The following is a 17,833-nucleotide window of genomic DNA, read 5'->3' on the forward strand; positions in this document are numbered from 1 at the left end:
ATAGGGGCCGACGGATCCGGACCGGGTTCTACGATCGGAGGCATGCTGAACCGGTTGCCGGCGGACCAACGTCGAGCCCAACTCGTCGAATCCGCCCTCGCGCTGGCCGAGGGCGGCGGTCTCGGGGCCGTCACAGTGCGTGCCGTCGCCGAGCACGCCGGCGTATCGCTCGGGGTGGTGCACTACTGCTTCGAGAGCAAGGAAGCCCTCGTCGCCGCGATGGGGGAGACGCTGGTGCTCCAGCTCAGCCAGGCGTTGCGCACCGCCTTCACCCTCCCGCAGAACGGGCCGGACCCGCAGGGCCCGCGCGGGCTGCGGCAGCTGCTCTACGCCGGGATCAATGCGATGTGGCCGACGATCGAGGCGACGGCCGACCGTCAGCTGCTCACCTACGAGATCACCACCTATTCGCTGCGCCACCGCGCCGCCGGCGAGCCGCTCGGCGGCAACATCGCCACCGAGCAGTACCGCATCATGGACGTCGAGGCCCAGGCATTTCTCGAGGAGTGCGCCGCCCGCACCGGCACCGAGTGGGTCGAGCCGGTCTCGACCGTCGCGCGCCTGGCGCTGGCCATGCTCGACGGCCTGGTCCTGCGGTGGCTGGTGGATCGTGACAGCGACGCCATCGTCACCGAACTCGACGACATCGCCGCGATCGTCGCCGGCCGGGCCGTGGAAACGACCTGAACCTGGACACAGGTCCAAGTCGGTGCTTGACTGGCCGCGACGACCCGACCTGCCGTGGATTGGACCCCCGCCGTGACCCACCCCCTCGACCGGCTCCACGACGCGACGGCCGACCTGGACCCGCCGCTCGCGGCCGTCGACCTTCCCACACTCCGACGCAACGCCGCCGACCTCGTCCGTCGCGCCGGGGGCACGCCCGTGCGGGTGGCGAGCAAGTCCGTCCGGTGCCGCGCGGTCCTCGAGGAGGTGCTCGGCACCGGCCTCACCGCCGACGGCGGTTTCCGCGGGATCATGGCGTACTCGCTGCGCGAAGCGCTCTGGCTGGTCGAGCGCGGCGCCCGCGACGTGCTCCTGGGATACCCGACCGTCGACCGTGCCGCGCTCGCCGAACTCGCCGGCCGGCCGCACGCCCTCGACGCCCTCACCTTCATGGTCGACTCCGCCGCCCAGCTCGGCATCGTCCGCGACGCCCTCGGCACCGCCCGTGTGCGACCCCGCGTGTGCCTCGACGTGGATGCGTCGCTGCGGCTCGGGCCGGTGCACCTCGGCGTGCGGCGCTCGCCGCTGCGCACGCCCGACGAGGTGGGGCAGCTCGCCCGCTGCGCCACGACCGCCGGCTTCGCCGTCGTCGGAGTGATGTTCTACGAGGCGCAGATCGCCGGTCTGCCCGACACGTCGCTCGCGGTCCGCCTGATCAAGCGCCGGTCGGCCGCCGAGCTGGCCACCCGTCGCAGCGCCGTCGTCGGGGCCGTCCGCGCCGTCGTCGGCGACCTCGAGATCGTCAACAGCGGCGGCACGGGTTCGCTCGAGATCAGTTCCGCGGACCCGGTCGTCACCGAGGTCACCGCCGGCTCCGGCCTCTACGTGCCCACGTTGTTCGACCGATACCGGGCCTTCACACCGCGGCCCGCGCTGTACTTCGCGCTGCCCACGGTGCGCAGGCCCAGTCCCACCATCGCCACGCTCTTCGGTGGCGGTTACATCGCCTCCGGCCCGACGGGTCCGTCCCGGGTACCGCGGCCGGTGCGGCCCGCCGGACTGCGGCTGCTGCGCGCCGAGGGTGCCGGCGAGGTGCAGACCCCGGTCACCGGCCGCGCCGCCGCAGACCTGCCCGTCGGCGGCCGCGTGTGGCTGCGGCATGCCAAGGCGGGGGAGCTGTGCGAGCGGTTCGCGCACCTGCATCTCGTCGACGCCGGCGGCACCCGCACCACCGTCCCCACCTATCGCGGCGAGGGACACTGCTGGTGAGCTACGCCGGTGCCGCGCTGTTGCACAACGCCTTCCAGTCCTGCTCCGTGCGATCGGCGTAGGCGGCGGACCACCGCGCCACCGCCTCGTCGAACACCGTCCCGCGGCCGAGGTACCCGGCGACGAACGCGCCGTCCGGGCTCTGGCTGTGGGCGCGGGCGAGCAGCGCTCCGCACAGCCGGCCGTACTGCTCCGATTGTGCGGGCCTGAGCCGTTCCCACTGCACCGATCCCTTCATGTCCCGGAACTGACGCACATAGAAGTCCCGGCGCACGCCGTCGGCGCCGGGGACGCCGGTGATCCAGCCGAGAAGCGGATCCGAGTGGGCCTGCAGGATCCGCTGCGCCCCCACGACGCGGGCGCCCTGGCCGTGCGCGATGAGGTCGGCCTCGACCCGGTGCGGGGTCTCCCGGATCCCGCCGTGCGTCTCCAACACCGACCGCCCGGCCTCCTTGACCTGGAGAAACAGCGGCTCGTCGGCTGGGCCGAGCAGCAGGACGAGGAAGCACCGGGTGCCCACGCTGCCCACCCCCACGATCCGCATCGCGAAATCCACGACGCGGTACTGGGAAAGCAGCAGCTGGGCATCCGCCCGCACCGTCGCACGGTAGGACGCGACGATCCGCTCGATGGCGTCGAGTGACCCGATGTCGAGGTGGCGGACGATCGGGGGCTGGTCGACGATGCGCGGAACGCCGTCGGCCGTGGTGACCGTCAGTTTCCTCAGGACCTGTTCCGACGTGCGGCTGCGAGCCTTCTGCACGACGGCTCGTATCGCCTCCGGATTCCGCGACGCCTGCTCGATCTCTTCCGCGTCGACCTGGAAGTAGAACCGCTCGGTGGCCGTCAGGCCGGACAGGAACCGGATGGTCTCGCGGTACGAGCGCACCGTCGCGAGGGTCGCGTCGCGGCACTGCTGCTCGGTGCAGCCGGTGTGACGGCCGGCCAGCCATACCGAGGCGGCCAGCCGCTTGACGTCCCATTCCCACGGCGCCGGATACGCCTCGTCGAAGTCGTTGAGATCGAACAGGACCCGTCGCTCCGGCGAGGCGTACAGGCCGAAGTTCGCCAGATGGGCGTCGCCCGAGGCCACCACGTGCGGTCCCGTCACGGGCTCGGTGGACAGGTCCGCCGCCATCGCGGCGGCGCTGCCGCGGTAGTAGGCGAACGGGGACTCCGTCATCCGCTCGTACCGGATCGGCACCAGTTCCGGCAGCCGGGTGCGGTTCTGCTGCTCGAAGATCGCCACGGGGTCGCGGTCGGGGCAACGGAATTCGCCGTGCGCACCGCGGGGCACGCGGGTGCGGGCGGCACGCCCCTCGGCTCGACTGCGCTCGGCGGCGGTAGTCGGTGTCATCCCGCGATTGTGCACCGGCGCACAATGACCGCATGCCCTTTTTCGACGGCAGCACCGGCCGTATCCACTACCGACACTGGCCCGTCGACGGCGCGGCGGCCGCCGTCGTCTTCGCCCACGGGATGCGTCAGCACACCGGCCACTACCACCGCTTCGCGGCGGTCCTGGCGACGCACGGCATCGCGTTGTGGGGCATCGATCTCGCCGGGCACGGTCTGTCCGAGGGCAGCCCCGGCGAACCGGGCGTCCTCGACGACCTGGCTGCGGACCTGCTGCGCGTCGCCGAGGTGGCGGAGCGTGCCGAGCCGGGGATGCCGCTGGTGGTGATGGGGCATTCGCTCGGCGCGGCGACCGCCCTCACGCTGCTGCGCACCGACGCCGGCCGCTTCCGTGGGGCCGTGCTGTGCGGGACGCCGCGCTCGGCGGCCGTGCCCGCGACGGCCGAGATCCTCGCGGGGGCTCGCATCCCGCTGCTCGCGGTGCACGGCGCCGACGACCGGCTGGCCCCGATCGACCCCGTGCGGGCCTGGGCCCGGGCGATCCCGGCCCTGGACCTGCGCGAGTACCCCGACGCGGGCCACGACCTGCTGCACGAACCGGTGCACCGCACGGTGACGCGCGACGTCGCCGAGTTCGTCCGGACCGTGACCGAAGTGCCGGCCCCCCAATAACAGTGAGCGAATGTATCCCTCACTCGATCAGATGAGATGAAGGATACATTCGCTCACCATGGGCGTGGCCCTACGAGTAGATGGCCTCGATCGCCGTGCCGTGCGCCTCGTGGATGACGTTGCGCTTGAGCTTGAGCGTCGGGGTCAGCTCGCCGGTCTCGATGGTGAAGTCCACTTCGAGGATCCGGTACTTCTTGATCTGCTCGGGGTTGGAGACCTTCCTGTTGCCCTCGGCCACCGCGGCGTCGATCTCCGCGATCAGGTCGGGGTTCTTCAACAGCTCGGACACCGGGGCGTCGGCCGGAATGCCGTGGCGCTCCTTCCAGCCGGGCAGGGCCTCGGGGTCGAGGGTGATCAGCGCGCCGATGAACGGTTTCGCGTCGCCGACGACGATGACCTGGCTGATCAGCGGGTGCGCCCGCAGAGCGTCCTCGAGCACGGCCGGGGCGACGTTCTTGCCGCCGGCGGTGACGATGAGCTCCTTCTTGCGGCCGGTGATGTGGACGAATCCGTCCTCGTCGATCTTGCCGATGTCACCGGTGTGGAACCAGCCGTCGACGATCGCTTCGGCGGTGGCCTTCTCGTTCTTCCAGTAGCCGCCGAACACCGCGGGGCCCTTGAGCAGCAGCTCGCCGTCCTCGGCGATCCGTGCGGCGTGCCCGTTGACCGGCCGGCCGACGCTGCCCACCCGCTGGTGCTCGGGGGTGTTGATGGTGACGCCACCGGTGGTCTCGGTCAGGCCGTAGCCCTCGAAGATCGGGATGCCGACGCCGCGGAAGAAGTGGCCCAGGCGCGCGCCGAGGGCTGCGCCGCCGGAAACCGCCTGCTCGCACTCGCCACCGAGGGCCGCGCGCAACTTGCTGTACACCAGCTTGTCGAACACCGCGTGCTTGATCTTCAGGCCCAGACCGGGCCGGCCCTTGTCCAGCGCCTCGCTGTACGCGATGGCGGTATCGGAGGCCTTCTCGAAGATCCGGCCCTTGCCGCCGTCGTACGCCTTCTGCTTGGCCGAGTTGTAGACCTTCTCGAACACGCGCGGCACCGACAGGATGAAGTTCGGCTTGAACTCGCCGAGCTGGTCGAGCAGCGTGGTCAGATCGGAGGTGTGCGCGACGGTGACGCCGTGCTCGAACGCGCCGAACGAGATCTCGCGGGCGAACACGTGCGCGAGCGGCAGGAACAGCAGGGTCCGCTTGCCGCTCACCATGGAGTTCGGCAGGGCGAGCTTGACGGCCGCCGCCTCGGCCCACAGGTTGCTGTGGGTCAGCTGCACACCCTTGGGGCGGCCGGTGGTGCCCGATGTGTAGATCAGGGTGGCGGGAGACTCGGCACGCACCTGGTGGCGCCGCTCCTCGAGCTGCGCGTCGGTGATCGCGGCGCCGCGCGCGATCAGTTCGTCGACGGCGCCCTTCGCTCCCGCCGCGCCCTCGATCTGCAGGACCTCGCGCAGGGCCGGCGCGGCCTCGGCCACGGCGGCGACCGTCCGCGCGTGGTTGTCGTTCTCCACGACCAGCAGCGAGGTCCCCGAGTCCTCGAGGATCCACTGGGCCTGGTCGGCCGAGGAGGTCTCGTAGATCGCGACGGTGCAGCCCCCGGCGGCCCAGATCGCGTAGTCGATGAGGACCCATTCGTAGCGGGTGCTCGACAGGATCGCGACCCGGTCGCCGAGTTCGATCCCGGAGGCCATCAGGCCCTTGGCCACCCCGCGGACCTGGGCGGCGAACTCGGCGGCGGTGACGCTGACCCACCGGCCGTCGACCCTGCGCTCGAACGGCACCCAGGTCGGCGACTCCTTCTCGTGCCGGAAGACGGCGTCCGCCATCGATGCGTCCTCGGGAATCGAGAACGACTGTGGCACGGCAAACTCTCTCACGGTGACCCCTCCATCAATTTTTCACTGGTGGATGTGCATTGCATCACACGAGGACGGAAAACGCAGCAACGGGGGTGCCCGATTTGTAGCCTTTTCGCTCTGACCCGTGAAGATACCTGTTAATAACGGACACGGACAACCGTTGTCCGCGGGTGCGTGCTCAGGCGGGCTCGAGCAGCCGGGCGGCCTCGTCGTCGGAGAGTTGATGGAAGTCGTCGTATGCGGCGCCGACGCTGCCCAGGTCCGCGGGCGTGAACGGGCACACCACCTCGTCGGCCACCGCGCCCACGCGACGCGCCGCCTCCGGGGACGCCACGGGCACCGCCAGCACCACCCGTTCGGCACCGGACTCCCGAGCGGCCAGGCAGGCGACGGCTGCGGTCGCGCCGGTGGCCATGCCGTCGTCGACGAGGACCACCGTGCGTCCCGACAGCGACGTGCGCTCCTTGCCGCCGCGCAGCAGCCGGGCGCGACGGTCGAGTTCGGTGCGTTCACGGGCCTCGATCCGTGCGATCGAGTCCTCGGCCACCCGGCCGATCCGGATGACGTCCTCGTTGAGCACGCGGAATCCGCCCTCGGCGATGGCGCCCATCGCAAGTTCCGGCTGCCACGGCACCCCGAGCTTGCGGACGACGAGCACGTCGAGCGGGGCGTCGAGGGCGCGAGCCACCTCGCGGGCGACGGGGATGCCGCCGCGTGGGAGGGCGAGGACCACGGGGTTCGCGTCGCGCAGGTGGGCGACCGAGCGGGCCAGCCGCCGCCCGGCCTCCGGACGGCCGGAATAACGCATAGGTCGAGTATGCGCCCGGCGGCGGGCGGCCCGGGCGGGTTTGCGTCCGGATCCGGGCCCGCTCAGGCGACGGTGTGCAGGGCTCGGGCGGGCCGCAGGGCGTCGAGGAGCGGCTGCCAGGTGGAGGCGTCGCCGCCGCGCCGCTGCCACTCGCCGGCGAGGGTGGTGTCGTCCGTACCGGCGAGGTCGTCGATGGTGTCGACGCCGTGCCGGTACAGGACCTCGGCGGCCAGTTCGACGGTGTCGGCGGCGATGGGGGCCTCGTCGGGGCTGTAGCGGCGACGGTAGTGGCCGACCTTGCCGGCCCACTGGGCGCTGCCGCCGGTCTCCTCGAAGGTGCGCAGGAGCGCGCGGATCCCGTCGCGGCCGGCGTCCGCGCCCTGGGCGGCCCGGTAGGCCCGGTAGCGATCGGTGACGATCCCGGGATCTACGCCTCGGGTGCGGTGCACTGCGTCGAGCAGGCGCAGGGCCAGGTTGTCGGCTGCGTCGGGCATCGGGGCCTCCCGGTGGTGACATGGCGCGGTGGAGCGGTTCCACAGGTGTATCGCCGATGACCGGGCGTGTGTTGCATCACAGACTTCCTCGGCGTGTCTTCCTCCCCGTCACAGGGGAGGAAGACACGCTCCGGGGCTATCCGAGCTCGCCGTGCAGGTATGCGGCGTAGGCCGGCAGGTCGAGCTGCCCGTGCCCGGACAGCCCGATCACGATCACCTCGGGCCCGGTGACGGTCCGCGCGTACTCGGCGGCCGCCGCGAGGGCGTGGGCCGACTCGGGGGCGGGCACGATGCCCTCGCTGCGGGCGAACTCGACGGCCGCCGCGAAGGCATCGGTCTGCGCGACGGCCGTGCCCTGCACGTATCCCAGTTCGACGGTGTGGCTCAGCAGCGGCGCCATGCCGTGGTAGCGCAGCCCGCCGGCGTGGATGGGGTCGGGGATGAAGTCCTGACCGAGGGTGTGCATCTTGAGCAGCGGGGTGAGGCCGACGATGTCGCCGTGGTCGTAGCGGTACTCGCCCTGCGTGATGGACGGGCACGCGGCCGGCTCGGCGGCCACCACCCGCGTCGTGGCGCGACCGTGCAGCACCTCGCGCAGGAACGGGAACGACAGGCCGGCCAGGTTGGAGCCGCCGCCGGCGCAGCCGAACACGACGTCGGCCTGCTCCTCGCCGGCGGCGCGCAGCTGGGCGACGGCTTCGAGACCGATCACGGTCTGGTGCAGCACGACGTGGTTGAGCACACTGCCGAGCGCGTACCGGGCGGCGGGGTCGCCGGCGGCGACCTCCACGGCCTCGGACACGGCGATCCCCAGCGAGCCGGGGGTGTCCGGCTGTTCGGCACGCACCTTGCGGCCGGACGCGGTGAGTTCCGACGGGCTCGAGTGCACGGTGCCGCCGTACACCTCGATGAGGTGCCGGCGGTACGGCTTGGACTCGTACGAGGCGCGCACCTGCCACACCTCGAGATCGATGCCGAACTTGGCGCATGCGAACGACAGCGCGCTGCCCCACTGGCCGGCGCCGGTCTCGGTCGTCAGCTTCTTCACGCCGTCGAGGGAGTTGTAATACGCCTGCGCCAGAGCCGAATTCGTCTTGTGGCTGCCCACCGGGCTCACGCCCTCGTACTTGACGTAGATGCGGGCGGGGGTACCGAGTGCGCGCTCGAAGGACCGGGCCCGCAGCAGCGGCGTGGTGCGGTAGGTCGCGTACGCCTCCCGGACGGGTTCGGGGATCGCGATGTCGGTCTCGGTGGACAGCTCCTGCTCGATCAGGCCGGCGGCGAACAGCGGTTCGAGGTCGGCGGCCGTGACCGGTTCGCTGGTGCCGGGATGCAGGTGCGGCGGCGGGGCGTCGGGCAGGTCTCCCGCGATGTTGTACCAGTGGGTGGGAATGCTGACGAGCTCCGGCACCGGAAGGTCCTTTCGTCTGTCGAGAGTGGAACCGGTTCAGTGTGCCCCCCGTCGCACGTGGCCCGTCCGGCGGAGGGCTCGCGGTGTCGACAGAAATATGTAGACCGGTCTATTATTTTGCTGTGACCACCAAGGGAGCACGCACGAAGGCGCGCATGATCGACACCACGCTGGAGCTGATCCAGACCCGCGGCTACCACGGCACCGGCCTCGCCCGCATCACCGACGCCTCCGGTGCGCCCCGGGGCTCGGTGTACTTCCATTTCCCCGGCGGCAAGGACGAGCTCGTCGTGGCGGCGCTGGACCGGGTGGGTGCGGAGTTCACCGGCCTGCTCGAGGCGCTGCTGGCCGAGGGGCGGACCGCCGCTGAGATCGTCGCCGCGGTGTTCGACGACCTCGCCGCCCGGCTCGGGCGATCCGGGTTCGCGGCCGGCTGCGCCGTCGCCTCCGTCGCCGTCGACGCCGCCACCGACAACCCCGTTCTGCAGCAGAGCTGCGCCCGCGTCTACGAGTCGTGGCGGGTGGTCCTCGAGCGGGTGCTCGTCCGCGACGGGATGCCCGATGCCGCCCGGCTCGCCGGGGTGATCGTCAGCCTCGTCGAGGGCGCGACCACCGTCGCCCGTGCCCGGCACGACGTGGCCCCTCTGGTGGACGCCCGTGCCGTCGCGCTCGACCTCCTCGGAGCCGCGCGATGAGCGCCGCGGTGGTCTTCGGCGCGACGGGGTTCATCGGCCGCGGCCTGCTGCGGGAACTGCTCACCGACCCGGACGGCGACGACCTCGTCGTCGCGGCGGTGCGGACCGCGGAGTCGGGGGCGCGGCTGCGCGACCGGCTCGCGTCCGGCGGGGTGCCGCTGGACCGGCTCTCGGTCCACGTGTTCGATCCGGGCTCCGCCGAGCTCGTCCTGGATCCCGTGGCGGCGGACGTGCGCGACGTCTACAACCTCGCCGCCGCGTTCGCCTTCGGGATGACGGCCCGGGCGGCGCGTGAGGTGAATGTGGTTCTGGCCGAGAAGATCACCCGATTCGCGGCCGCTGCCGGCGCGCGCCGTCTGGTGCACGTCAGCGGTTACCGCGTCGCGGCGTACCCGGCCGTGCCGGCGCCGTGGCCGCCCCGGCACCGGCGCCGGATCTACCGGAGGTTCGGCGCATACGAGGCGTCGAAGATCGAGGCCGACGCGGTGGTGCGTGCACTCGCCGCGGAGCTCGGGGTCCCCCTCACGGTGGTCAACCCCGGGACGGTGATCGGCGACTCCCGGACCGGGGAGGCCGATCAGTACCTGGGGCTCGCGGAGCTGGTCGTGCAACTCGCCCGCGGGCAGCTGCGCGCCGTGCCCGGCTCGCGGCGCACCGTGCTGCCCGTCGTCACCATCGACCACCTCGCGCGCTTCCTGGCGCTGATGCCGCGCGACCCGGAGACGGCGGGGCAGGCTTACTGGGTCCTCGACGACGCCACGCCGCCGCTGCCCGAGTTGGTCGCGCTGGTCGCCGGCGAACTCGGGGTGGCCGCGCCGCGCCTGCGGATACCCGTCGCGGCGCTGCGGGCTCTGCCGGCCCGCCTGACCGGGGCGGAGAAGGAGACCCTGAGCTTTCTCAGCGCCGACACCTATCCGACAGCGCCCGCCACCGCCCTCGCGCGCCGGCACGGGCTCGAGTACCCGCCGGTGCGGCCGGCGCTCCGGCTGTGGGCCCGCCACGTGGCGGCGACGGCACCGGATGCGACGTCCGGATAGGGTGGTCGGGGACCCTTGTCCGGCGCTGTGGAAGGGTCATGGCCGTCCATCCGATAAACTGCAGGTCAAATGAGTGATACTGTGCAAGACCCCGAAGCCGACACCGCTACCCCCACGTTCGCCGATCTGGACATCGACGCCCGTGTGCTGCAAGCGCTTTCGGATGTGGGCTACGAGACCCCGTCGCCGATCCAGGCGGCCACCATCCCGCCGCTGCTGGAGGGACGCGACGTCGTCGGTCTCGCGCAGACCGGCACCGGCAAGACCGCCGCGTTCGCGGTGCCGATCCTGTCGCGGATCGACACCGCGGTGAAGCGGCCCCAGGCACTGGTCCTGGCTCCCACCCGTGAGCTCGCCCTGCAGGTCGCGGAGGCTTTCGGTAAGTACTCGGCGCACATCCCGGGTCTGCACGTGCTGCCCATCTACGGTGGCCAGAGCTACGGCGTGCAGCTGTCCGGGCTGCGCCGTGGCGCGCACGTCATCGTGGGCACCCCCGGACGTGTGATCGATCACCTCGCCAAGGGCACCCTCGACATCTCCGAACTCGAGTTCCTCGTGCTCGACGAGGCCGACGAGATGCTCACCATGGGCTTCCAGGAGGACGTCGAACGGATCCTCGCCGACACCCCGGAGACCAAGCAGGTCGCGCTGTTCTCGGCGACCATGCCGGGCGCGATCCGCCGGCTGTCCAAGCAGTACCTGCACGACCCGGTCGAGATCACGGTCAAGTCGAAGACGACGACGTCGGCGAACATCACCCAGCGCTGGGTGCTCGTGTCGCACCAGCGCAAGCTCGACGCCCTGACCCGGATCCTCGAGGTCGAGCAGTTCGAGGCGATGATCCTCTTCGTCCGTACGAAGCAGGCCACCGAGGACCTCGCGGAGCGGCTGCGAGCCCGCGGTTTCTCGGCCGCCGCGATCAACGGCGACATCGTGCAGGCCCAGCGCGAACGCACCATCGGCCAGCTCAAGAGCGGTGCGCTGGACATCCTCGTCGCGACGGACGTGGCGGCCCGCGGTCTGGACGTCGACCGCATCAGCCACGTCGTGAACTACGACATCCCGCACGACACCGAGTCCTACGTGCACCGCATCGGCCGCACCGGCCGCGCCGGGCGCAGCGGTGACGCCCTGCTGTTCGTCGCCCCCCGCGAGCGGCACCTGCTCAAGGCGATCGAGCGGGCCACCCGGCAGCCGCTCACCGAGATCCAGCTGCCGTCGGTGGAGGATGTCAACGCCCAGCGCGTCGAGAAGTTCAACGATTCGATCACCGAGGCGCTCACGTCGGATCACCTGTCGCTCTTCCGCACGTTCGTCGAGGACTACGAGCGCGAGCACGACGTGCCCCTCGCCGACATCGCGGCGGCGCTGGCCGTGCTCTCCCGCGACGGGGAGTCGTTCCTCATGGAGGCCGAACCCGAGCCCGTGGCGCCGCCGCGGCGGGAACGCGAGCCGCGGGAGCGGCCGCCGCGCCGGTTCGACGACGACGGTGCGTCACGCGTCGGGCGCGACGGGCAGGAAATGGCGACCTACCGCATCGCCGTGGGTAAGCGGCACCGGGTGGTGCCGGGCGCGATCGTCGGCGCCATCGCCAACGAGGGCGGCCTGCGCCGCAGCGACTTCGGGCACATCAGCATCCGCCCGGACCACAGCCTCGTCGAGCTGCCGAAGGACCTGTCGCCGGAGACGCTCGAGGCGTTGCGCGGCACCCGCATCTCCGGGGTGCTCATCCAGCTGCAGCCCGACAGCGGCGCACCGGCGGGTCGGCCGTCGACCTACCGTCAGCGCGACGACCGCGGCGAACGCCGTCAGGGTGAGCGCAAGGAGTACGGCGGCAAGAAGGACTGGGGCGATCGCGGCGGCCGCAACAAGGACTTCGGTGGGCGCGGCGACCGGTTCGGAGACAAGCCGAACCGCGGATTCCGTGAACGCTCCGGCGAGCGCGGGCAGTCCGGTGGACACGGCTCGGGCGGCCACAACGGCGGCTACCGCGGGCGCGACTGAGCACAGCGGCGGCCACCGCGGGCGCGACTGAGCACAGCGGCGGGGCTCACATCTTCCCGTACCGCGCGAGGACGAAGCAGTACGCGCCGTACGCGGCGATACCGAGGCCGGCCGCGACGAGCAGGATCTGACCGAACGGGGCGGTGCCCAGCGTCTTGAGGGCACCGTCCAGTCCCGTCGCCTTGGACGGATCGGCGGTGAACGTCGCGACGAGGACCAGGACGCCGGCGCCGGCGATCGCCAGGCCCTTCGCGACGTACCCGACGGCGCCGAGCGGCTCGGCGTACCGGGGCAACCGCGCCCGGTGCAGGTCGTCGAGGAACTTCTTCGCCGCGCCCTTGTAGACGTGGTAGGCGCCGATTCCGATGATCACCAGCCCGGCCGCGACGAGCAGGACCTTGCCGCCTCCGGACTGCATCAAGCGAGCACTGAGTCCGGCGTTCTGTTCACCGCTCGACTTGCCGGTGCCCCGCGCGAACTGGAACGCGGCCAGTGCCAGCGCCAGGTACGCCACGGCGACGCCGACGGTCTTGACCCGGTCCAGGGCGGACGGTTTCTCGACGTCCGAACGTTTGCCCACTGCGGCCTCGACCAGACGCCACAGTGCCAGCGCCGTGAGCGTCACGGCCAGGATCCACAGGACGATCCGGCCGCCGGGCTGGGCGGCGAGCTCGCCGAGGGCACCGGACTGATCGGCACTGGCCGGATCGCCGAACGCGACCTGGACGACGATGTAGGCGATCAGCAGGTGCACGACCCCGCTCGCGGCCTGTCCGACCCGCGCCACCTTCTCGAACATCGGGTGCTGGGCAGCGCCCGCAGCTCCCGTGCTGGTCTGTTGTCCGGTCACGCGACGGCCTCCAGGATCTCGCGGCGACGGCGCCGGGGCGCCCCGGCAGTGGTGCCTACGGCGAGCCTATCGCGCCGGCGGGGCGTCGTCCGGGTTCGCCGGCGCCGGCTACCGGACCCTGCCGGCCAGGACGTCGGCGGTGGCGCCGTCGACGGATTCGCGGATGATGTCGGCGTGGCCGGCGTGCCGGGCCCATTCCTCAATCTGATGCAGGACCAGGAACCGCACGGAGAGCGGCACGCCCTGGTCCAGCCATCGGGCGATGTCCGCCGGCAGGTCCACCACCCGGCCCAGGTCCGGGTCCGCCCGCAGCACGTCGGCGAAGCGGGCCGCGACTGTGTCGAGCCGGGCGAGCTGATCCGCGACGGTCTCGTCGTCGCGCACCGCCCACCCGGCTGTCCACGCCGCCACCGGGTCCGGCTCGCGGCTCTGCGTCCCGGCGATGCGGTCGGCGGCGGCGACCTCGCCGTCGATCACATGGTTCAACAGCGACGCCAGGCTCATCGCGGAGGCGCTGGGCACGCTGCGTGCCTGGTCCTCGGTCAGGCCGGACAGTGCGTTGCGGAACGCGGCGTGCTGATTGTCGAGAAGCAGGAGCAGCAGATCGGTCTCGTTCGTCGTCATGCGCCCAGTGTGGGAGCCATTGCGGACACCCGCGGTCCTGAATCGGCGAACTGGGTGCGGTACAACTCGCCGTAACGCCCGCCGGCGGCGAGCAGCTCGGAATGGGTGCCGCGCTCGACGATGCGTCCGGCCTCGACCACGAGAATCAGATCCGCCGCGCGGACCGTGGACAACCTGTGTGCGATCACCACGGAGGTCCGTCCGGCCAGCGCCTCCGTGAGCGCCTCCTGCACGGCAGCCTCCGACGTCGAGTCCAGGTGCGCGGTGGCCTCGTCGAGGATGACCACCCGCGGGTGGGCGAGCAGCAGCCGCGCAATGGTCAGCCGCTGGCGCTCACCGCCGGAGAGCCGGTACCCGCGCTCGCCGACGACGGTGTCCAAGCCGTCGGGCAGGGAGCGGATCAGGTCGGTGAGCCGGGCCCGGCCCAGCACCTCCCACAGCTCGTCCTCGGTTGCCTCCGGGCGGGCCAGGAGCAGATTCGCCCGCACGCTCTCGTGGAACAGGTGCCCGTCCTGGGTGACCATGCCGACGGTCCCGCGGATCGACGCGGTGGTGAGCCGGCGCACGTCGACCCCGCCGAGCAGCACGGATCCGGAGTCGGTGTCGTAGAGCCGCGGCACCAGTTGCGCGATCGTGGACTTGCCGGCGCCGGAGGAGCCCACCAGGGCCACCATCTGCCCGGGCTCGGCCCGGAAGCTCACGTCGTGCAGGACCGGTGCGCCGCCGCGGGTGTCGAGCGTGGCCACCTCCTCCAGCGACGCCAGCGAGACCTTGTCGGCGGCGGGGTATGCGAAGTCCACGTGCCGGAACTCGACGGCGACCGGGCCGTCGGGGACGGGGCGGGCGTCGGGGGCCTCCTCGATCAGCGGCCGCAGGTCGAGCACCTCGAAGACCCGCTCGAAGCTCACCATCGCGCTCATCACGTCGACGCGGGCGCTCGCGAGTGCCGTCAGCGGCGAATACAGGCGCGTCAGCAGCATCGCCATCGCCACGACGGCACCCGGCTCGAGCTGGCCGCGCAGCGCGTAGAAGCCGCCGAGGCCGTAGACGAGGGCCAGCGCGAGGGCGGACACGAGGGTCAGGGCTGTGACGAACACCGACTGCAGCATCGCCGTCTTCACCCCGATGTCGCGCACCCGGCGGGCGCGGACGGCGAACTCCGACGACTCCTGCGACGGCCGGCCGAACAGCTTCACCAGCGTCGCGCCGGGCGCGGAGAATCGCTCCGTCATCTGGGTGCTCATCACCGAATTGTGGTTGGCCGCTTCACGATTCAGGCGCGCCAGCCGCACGCCCATGTGCCGGGCGGGCACCACGAAGATCGGCAGCAGCAACAGTGCGAGCAACGTGATCTGCCAGGAGATCCCGATCATCACCACGAGCGTGATCGCGAGGGTGACGAGGTTGCCGACCACGCCGGACAGGGTGTCACTGAACGCCCGTTGGGCGCCGATGACGTCGCTGTTGAGCCGGCTGACGAGGGCGCCGGTGCGGGTGCGGGTGAAGAACGCGATGGGCATGCGCTGCACGTGGTCGAACACGGTGGTGCGCAGGTCGAGGATGAGGTCCTCGCCGATGCTCGCGGACAGCCAGCGGTTCAGGATGCCGAGCCCGGCCTCGACGACGGCGATGGCGGCGATCAGCATCGCCAGCCACGTGATGACCGAGAGGTCGGCGCGGTCGACGATGGCGTCGATCACCCGGCCGGCGAGGACCGGGGTGGCCACGCCGAGTGCGGCGATCACCACGCTCAGCAGCAGGTAAATGCCGATGTTGCGGCGGTGGGGGCGGGCGAACTCGGCGATCCGGCGCAGGCTGGCGCGCGAGAACGGACGCCGGTCGCTCTGCGCGTGCATCGCGTTGTACATCGCGTTCCACGCGGTCACTTCCATGCTCATGCGGGAGCCTCCTGAAGTCGGTCGCCCGACCGTAGAACCTCGAGTGGACTCGAGGTCAAGCGTAGGTGCGCGGACTGCTGCGGGCTCGCGAGGCCGGCACCGAGTCTGCCCGTTCGTGTAGAACCCGCCACCGGATTCTGCACGTGACCTCCGACAGGGCCCGTCGTCACGGCCGCGCACGTAGGGTCGGAGCATGGCACCGAAGATCGCAACGGCGGACCGCGTGGACCGCGACCGGCTGCTCGAATTCGTCCGCCCGCGCCACCGCGGCACCCTGGTCACCACCCGGTCCGACGGCCGGCTGCAGATGTCCCCGGTCACGTGCGGGCTGGACGGCGCCGGCCGCATCGTGATCGCGACCTACCCGGAACGCGCCAAGGTCGTCAACATCCGCCGCCGCCCGGCCGTGTCGATCCTGATCCACTCCGACGACTGGAACGGGCCCTACGTCCAGGTCGACGGCACCGCCGAGGTGATCGACCTGCCGGACTCGGTCGAGCCCCTCGTCGAGTACTTCCGCGCCGTCGCCGGGGAGCACCCCGACTGGGACGAGTACCGGGAGGCGATGCGCACGCAGGGCAAGTCGCTGATCCGCATCACCGTCGAGGACTGGGGTCCGGTCGCGACGGGCGGTTTCCCGCCCGGCCGGGCCTGAGCCGCCCGATCAGCGAGCGACGTCGACGACCAGCCGCGTCGGGTTCGTCAGCGCGTACACGGCGAACGGCGTGTTCGGCTCCGCGACGCCGACGAACGACTGGGTCACGCCCTCGAAGACGCCGGAGCCGTTGACCTCGACGACCGAGCCGCCCGGCTGCGCGAGCACCGGGTTGGGGCCGGAGTACGGTTCGACCCCGCTGTCGAACGGATACGCGGACCCGTCGATGAGCACCTGCAGGATCGCGCCGCCGGCGACGGCCACGTCGTTGCCGCTGCCGTCCTGCACCGCCCGGTCGACGTATCCGACGCGCCACCCCGGGGTGCCGGTGCCGCCCATCTCGTACACGACCCGGTCGAAGTTCTCGTGCCGGCCGGTGCGGATGTCGGTGACGGTCAGCTTCGCGCCGGCCGAGGCGGGCGACGTCTTGTCCGATGCGTCGGTCGGCGCGGGCTCGGGGGTCGGCGACGAGTCGGCGGACCCCGACCCCGGCGAGATCGTGGAGGTGGCGGTGCTCGCCGACGCGGACGGTGCCGGGCTGTCGGCGTCCGAGCAGCCCGCAAGTACCAGCGCGGCGGCGGTGACGGCGAAGGCGATCCGGGCGTGCTTCATGAGCAAGATGTTACGGCTGTGACGGCCCGGTCTCCGGGAGACGTGCCTCACCCGAGCAGTTCGCGCAGGTAGGCGACATCCTCGGCGATCCCCTCCGCCGGGGTCTCGAGGACGATCGGCGCGTCCGCGGCCCGGCACACCGCCACCAGCAGGCCGGGGTCGATCGTGCCGGCGGCGATGTTGGCGTGCCGGTCCCGGCCGGAGCCGAAGCCGTCGCGGGAATTGTTCAGGTGCACCAGATCGATCCGGCCGGTCGCGGCCCGTACCCGCTCGACGACGTCGACGAGGTCCTCGCCGCCCGCCCACGCGTGGCAGGTGTCGAGGCAGAAGCCCACGTCGTAGTCGCCGACGGCATCCCACAACCGCGCGATCGCATCCACGTGCCGGGCCATCGCGAACTCGCCCCCGGCGGTGTTCTCGATCAGGACGGGCACCGCGAACCCGCCCTTGTCCTCCTGTCGCTCGAACAGCTTGCGCCAGTTCTCCACGCCCGCGGCGACCTCCTCGCCGGACCGGACGTGGCCGCCGTGCACCACCAGGCCGAAGGCGCCGATCCGGGCGGCCGCCTCGGCGTGCTCGGCCACGGCCTTGCGCGACGGCATCCGCAGCCGGTTGTTCGTGCTGGCCACGTTGATCACGTAGGGGGAGTGCACCACCACCGCGACGTCGGAATCGCGGATCTGTTCCTCCCGGGGGTGCGGGCCCGGCTTCGTCCACTGCTGGGGATCGCCGAGGAACAGTTGCACCAGGTCTGCGCCGACGCGTTCGCCGCAGCCGATCGGATCGTCGTCCTGCCGGACGTGTGCTCCTATCCGCATGGTCTCGACGGTAGCGCCCGGCGGCGACGCAGGAGAACCTCACCGGGACGTCACCGGGCGCACCCTGAGAACCGTCCGGCGCGGAATCCGGGACGTCCCCGATGGTGCC

General features: G+C 71.6%; 17 protein-coding genes. 7 read left to right on the forward strand and 10 right to left on the reverse strand.

The features are described from left to right. Window positions 1-42 precede the first annotated feature (42 nt). Entirely contained in the window at window positions 43-687 is a 645-nt protein-coding gene (locus tag ISO16_RS26210; RefSeq protein ID WP_006938699.1) for a TetR/AcrR family transcriptional regulator, read from the forward strand. Between the two features lie 72 nt (window positions 688-759). Beyond that, the gene (locus ISO16_RS26215) at window positions 760-1,935 is read left to right on the forward strand and encodes an amino acid deaminase/aldolase (protein ID WP_072634756.1); all 1,176 of its coding nucleotides are present in this window, start codon (window positions 760-762) and stop codon (window positions 1,933-1,935) included. A gap of 1 nt (window position 1,936) precedes the next feature. On the opposite strand, the gene ISO16_RS26220 is transcribed toward ISO16_RS26215, so the two are convergent. After that, window positions 1,937-3,292 (reverse strand): DUF2252 domain-containing protein, encoded by a 1,356-nt coding sequence (locus ISO16_RS26220; RefSeq protein WP_072634879.1) that lies wholly within the window; start codon window positions 3,290-3,292, stop codon window positions 1,937-1,939. A 32-nt stretch (window positions 3,293-3,324) separates the two neighbouring features. Between ISO16_RS26220 and ISO16_RS26225 the strand changes: the two genes are divergently transcribed. Continuing rightward, entirely contained in the window at window positions 3,325-3,963 is a 639-nt protein-coding gene (locus ISO16_RS26225; protein ID WP_072634757.1) for an alpha/beta hydrolase, read from the forward strand. Window positions 3,964-4,033: 70 nt separating this feature from the next. On the opposite strand, the gene ISO16_RS26230 is transcribed toward ISO16_RS26225, so the two are convergent. The 4 genes from ISO16_RS26230 to ISO16_RS26245 all read right to left on the reverse strand — a co-directional run bounded on the left by ISO16_RS26230 (window position 4,034) and on the right by ISO16_RS26245 (window position 8,531). Then, window positions 4,034-5,836: an AMP-dependent synthetase/ligase gene (locus tag ISO16_RS26230; protein WP_065922814.1), complete on the reverse strand. Its 1,803-nt coding sequence runs from the start codon at window positions 5,834-5,836 to the stop codon at window positions 4,034-4,036. Window positions 5,837-5,996: 160 nt separating this feature from the next. Beyond that, a complete protein-coding gene (locus ISO16_RS26235) occupies window positions 5,997-6,626 on the reverse strand; it encodes a phosphoribosyltransferase (RefSeq protein WP_006938688.1) in 630 nt (209 codons plus the stop codon). A 62-nt stretch (window positions 6,627-6,688) separates the two neighbouring features. Then, a complete protein-coding gene (locus ISO16_RS26240) occupies window positions 6,689-7,120 on the reverse strand; it encodes a hypothetical protein (protein ID WP_006938685.1) in 432 nt (143 codons plus the stop codon). A 136-nt stretch (window positions 7,121-7,256) separates the two neighbouring features. Then, window positions 7,257-8,531 (reverse strand): TrpB-like pyridoxal phosphate-dependent enzyme, encoded by a 1,275-nt coding sequence (locus ISO16_RS26245; protein WP_072634758.1) that lies wholly within the window; start codon window positions 8,529-8,531, stop codon window positions 7,257-7,259. A 122-nt stretch (window positions 8,532-8,653) separates the two neighbouring features. Between ISO16_RS26245 and ISO16_RS26250 the strand changes: the two genes are divergently transcribed. From ISO16_RS26250 to ISO16_RS26260, 3 genes are all read left to right on the forward strand, one after another. Then, on the forward strand, window positions 8,654-9,226 hold the full coding sequence (locus tag ISO16_RS26250) for a TetR/AcrR family transcriptional regulator (protein ID WP_083662455.1): 573 nt from the start codon (window positions 8,654-8,656) through the stop codon (window positions 9,224-9,226). Then, the gene (locus ISO16_RS26255) at window positions 9,223-10,263 is read left to right on the forward strand and encodes an SDR family oxidoreductase (protein ID WP_072634760.1); all 1,041 of its coding nucleotides are present in this window, start codon (window positions 9,223-9,225) and stop codon (window positions 10,261-10,263) included. The genes ISO16_RS26250 and ISO16_RS26255 overlap by 4 nt, the downstream gene beginning before the upstream one ends. A 69-nt stretch (window positions 10,264-10,332) precedes the next feature. Beyond that, a complete protein-coding gene (locus ISO16_RS26260; protein ID WP_083662456.1) occupies window positions 10,333-12,267 on the forward strand; it encodes a DEAD/DEAH box helicase in 1,935 nt (644 codons plus the stop codon). A 46-nt stretch (window positions 12,268-12,313) separates the two neighbouring features. On the opposite strand, the gene ISO16_RS26265 is transcribed toward ISO16_RS26260, so the two are convergent. From ISO16_RS26265 to ISO16_RS26275, 3 genes are all read right to left on the reverse strand, one after another. Then, window positions 12,314-13,117, reverse strand: coding sequence for a DUF1206 domain-containing protein (locus ISO16_RS26265; protein ID WP_006938668.1), 804 nt, complete (start codon window positions 13,115-13,117; stop codon window positions 12,314-12,316). A gap of 108 nt (window positions 13,118-13,225) precedes the next feature. Beyond that, a complete protein-coding gene (locus ISO16_RS26270) occupies window positions 13,226-13,741 on the reverse strand; it encodes a mycothiol transferase (protein ID WP_072634762.1) in 516 nt (171 codons plus the stop codon). Beyond that, window positions 13,738-15,639 carry an ABC transporter ATP-binding protein gene (locus ISO16_RS26275; protein WP_072634763.1) on the reverse strand — a complete coding sequence of 634 codons (1,902 nt, stop codon included), beginning with the start codon at window positions 15,637-15,639 and terminating at the stop codon, window positions 13,738-13,740. Before ISO16_RS26275 ends, ISO16_RS26270 begins: the two co-directional genes overlap by 4 nt. Window positions 15,640-15,832: 193 nt before the next feature. On the opposite strand from ISO16_RS26275, the gene ISO16_RS26280 reads away from it, so the two are divergent. After that, window positions 15,833-16,294: a PPOX class F420-dependent oxidoreductase gene (locus ISO16_RS26280; protein ID WP_072634764.1), complete on the forward strand. Its 462-nt coding sequence runs from the start codon at window positions 15,833-15,835 to the stop codon at window positions 16,292-16,294. A 9-nt stretch (window positions 16,295-16,303) separates the two neighbouring features. Here ISO16_RS26280 and ISO16_RS26285 read toward each other — a convergent pair whose 3' ends face one another. Further along, window positions 16,304-16,906: an AMIN-like domain-containing (lipo)protein gene (locus tag ISO16_RS26285; RefSeq protein ID WP_072634765.1), complete on the reverse strand. Its 603-nt coding sequence runs from the start codon at window positions 16,904-16,906 to the stop codon at window positions 16,304-16,306. 47 nt (window positions 16,907-16,953) lie between these two features. After that, window positions 16,954-17,724 carry a deoxyribonuclease IV gene (locus tag ISO16_RS26290; protein WP_006938663.1) on the reverse strand — a complete coding sequence of 257 codons (771 nt, stop codon included), beginning with the start codon at window positions 17,722-17,724 and terminating at the stop codon, window positions 16,954-16,956. Window positions 17,725-17,833 lie beyond the last annotated feature (109 nt).

The sequence above is a fragment of the Rhodococcus sp. M8 genome (assembly GCF_015654185.1).
GTDB classification, from domain to species: domain Bacteria; phylum Actinomycetota; class Actinomycetes; order Mycobacteriales; family Mycobacteriaceae; genus Rhodococcus; species Rhodococcus aetherivorans.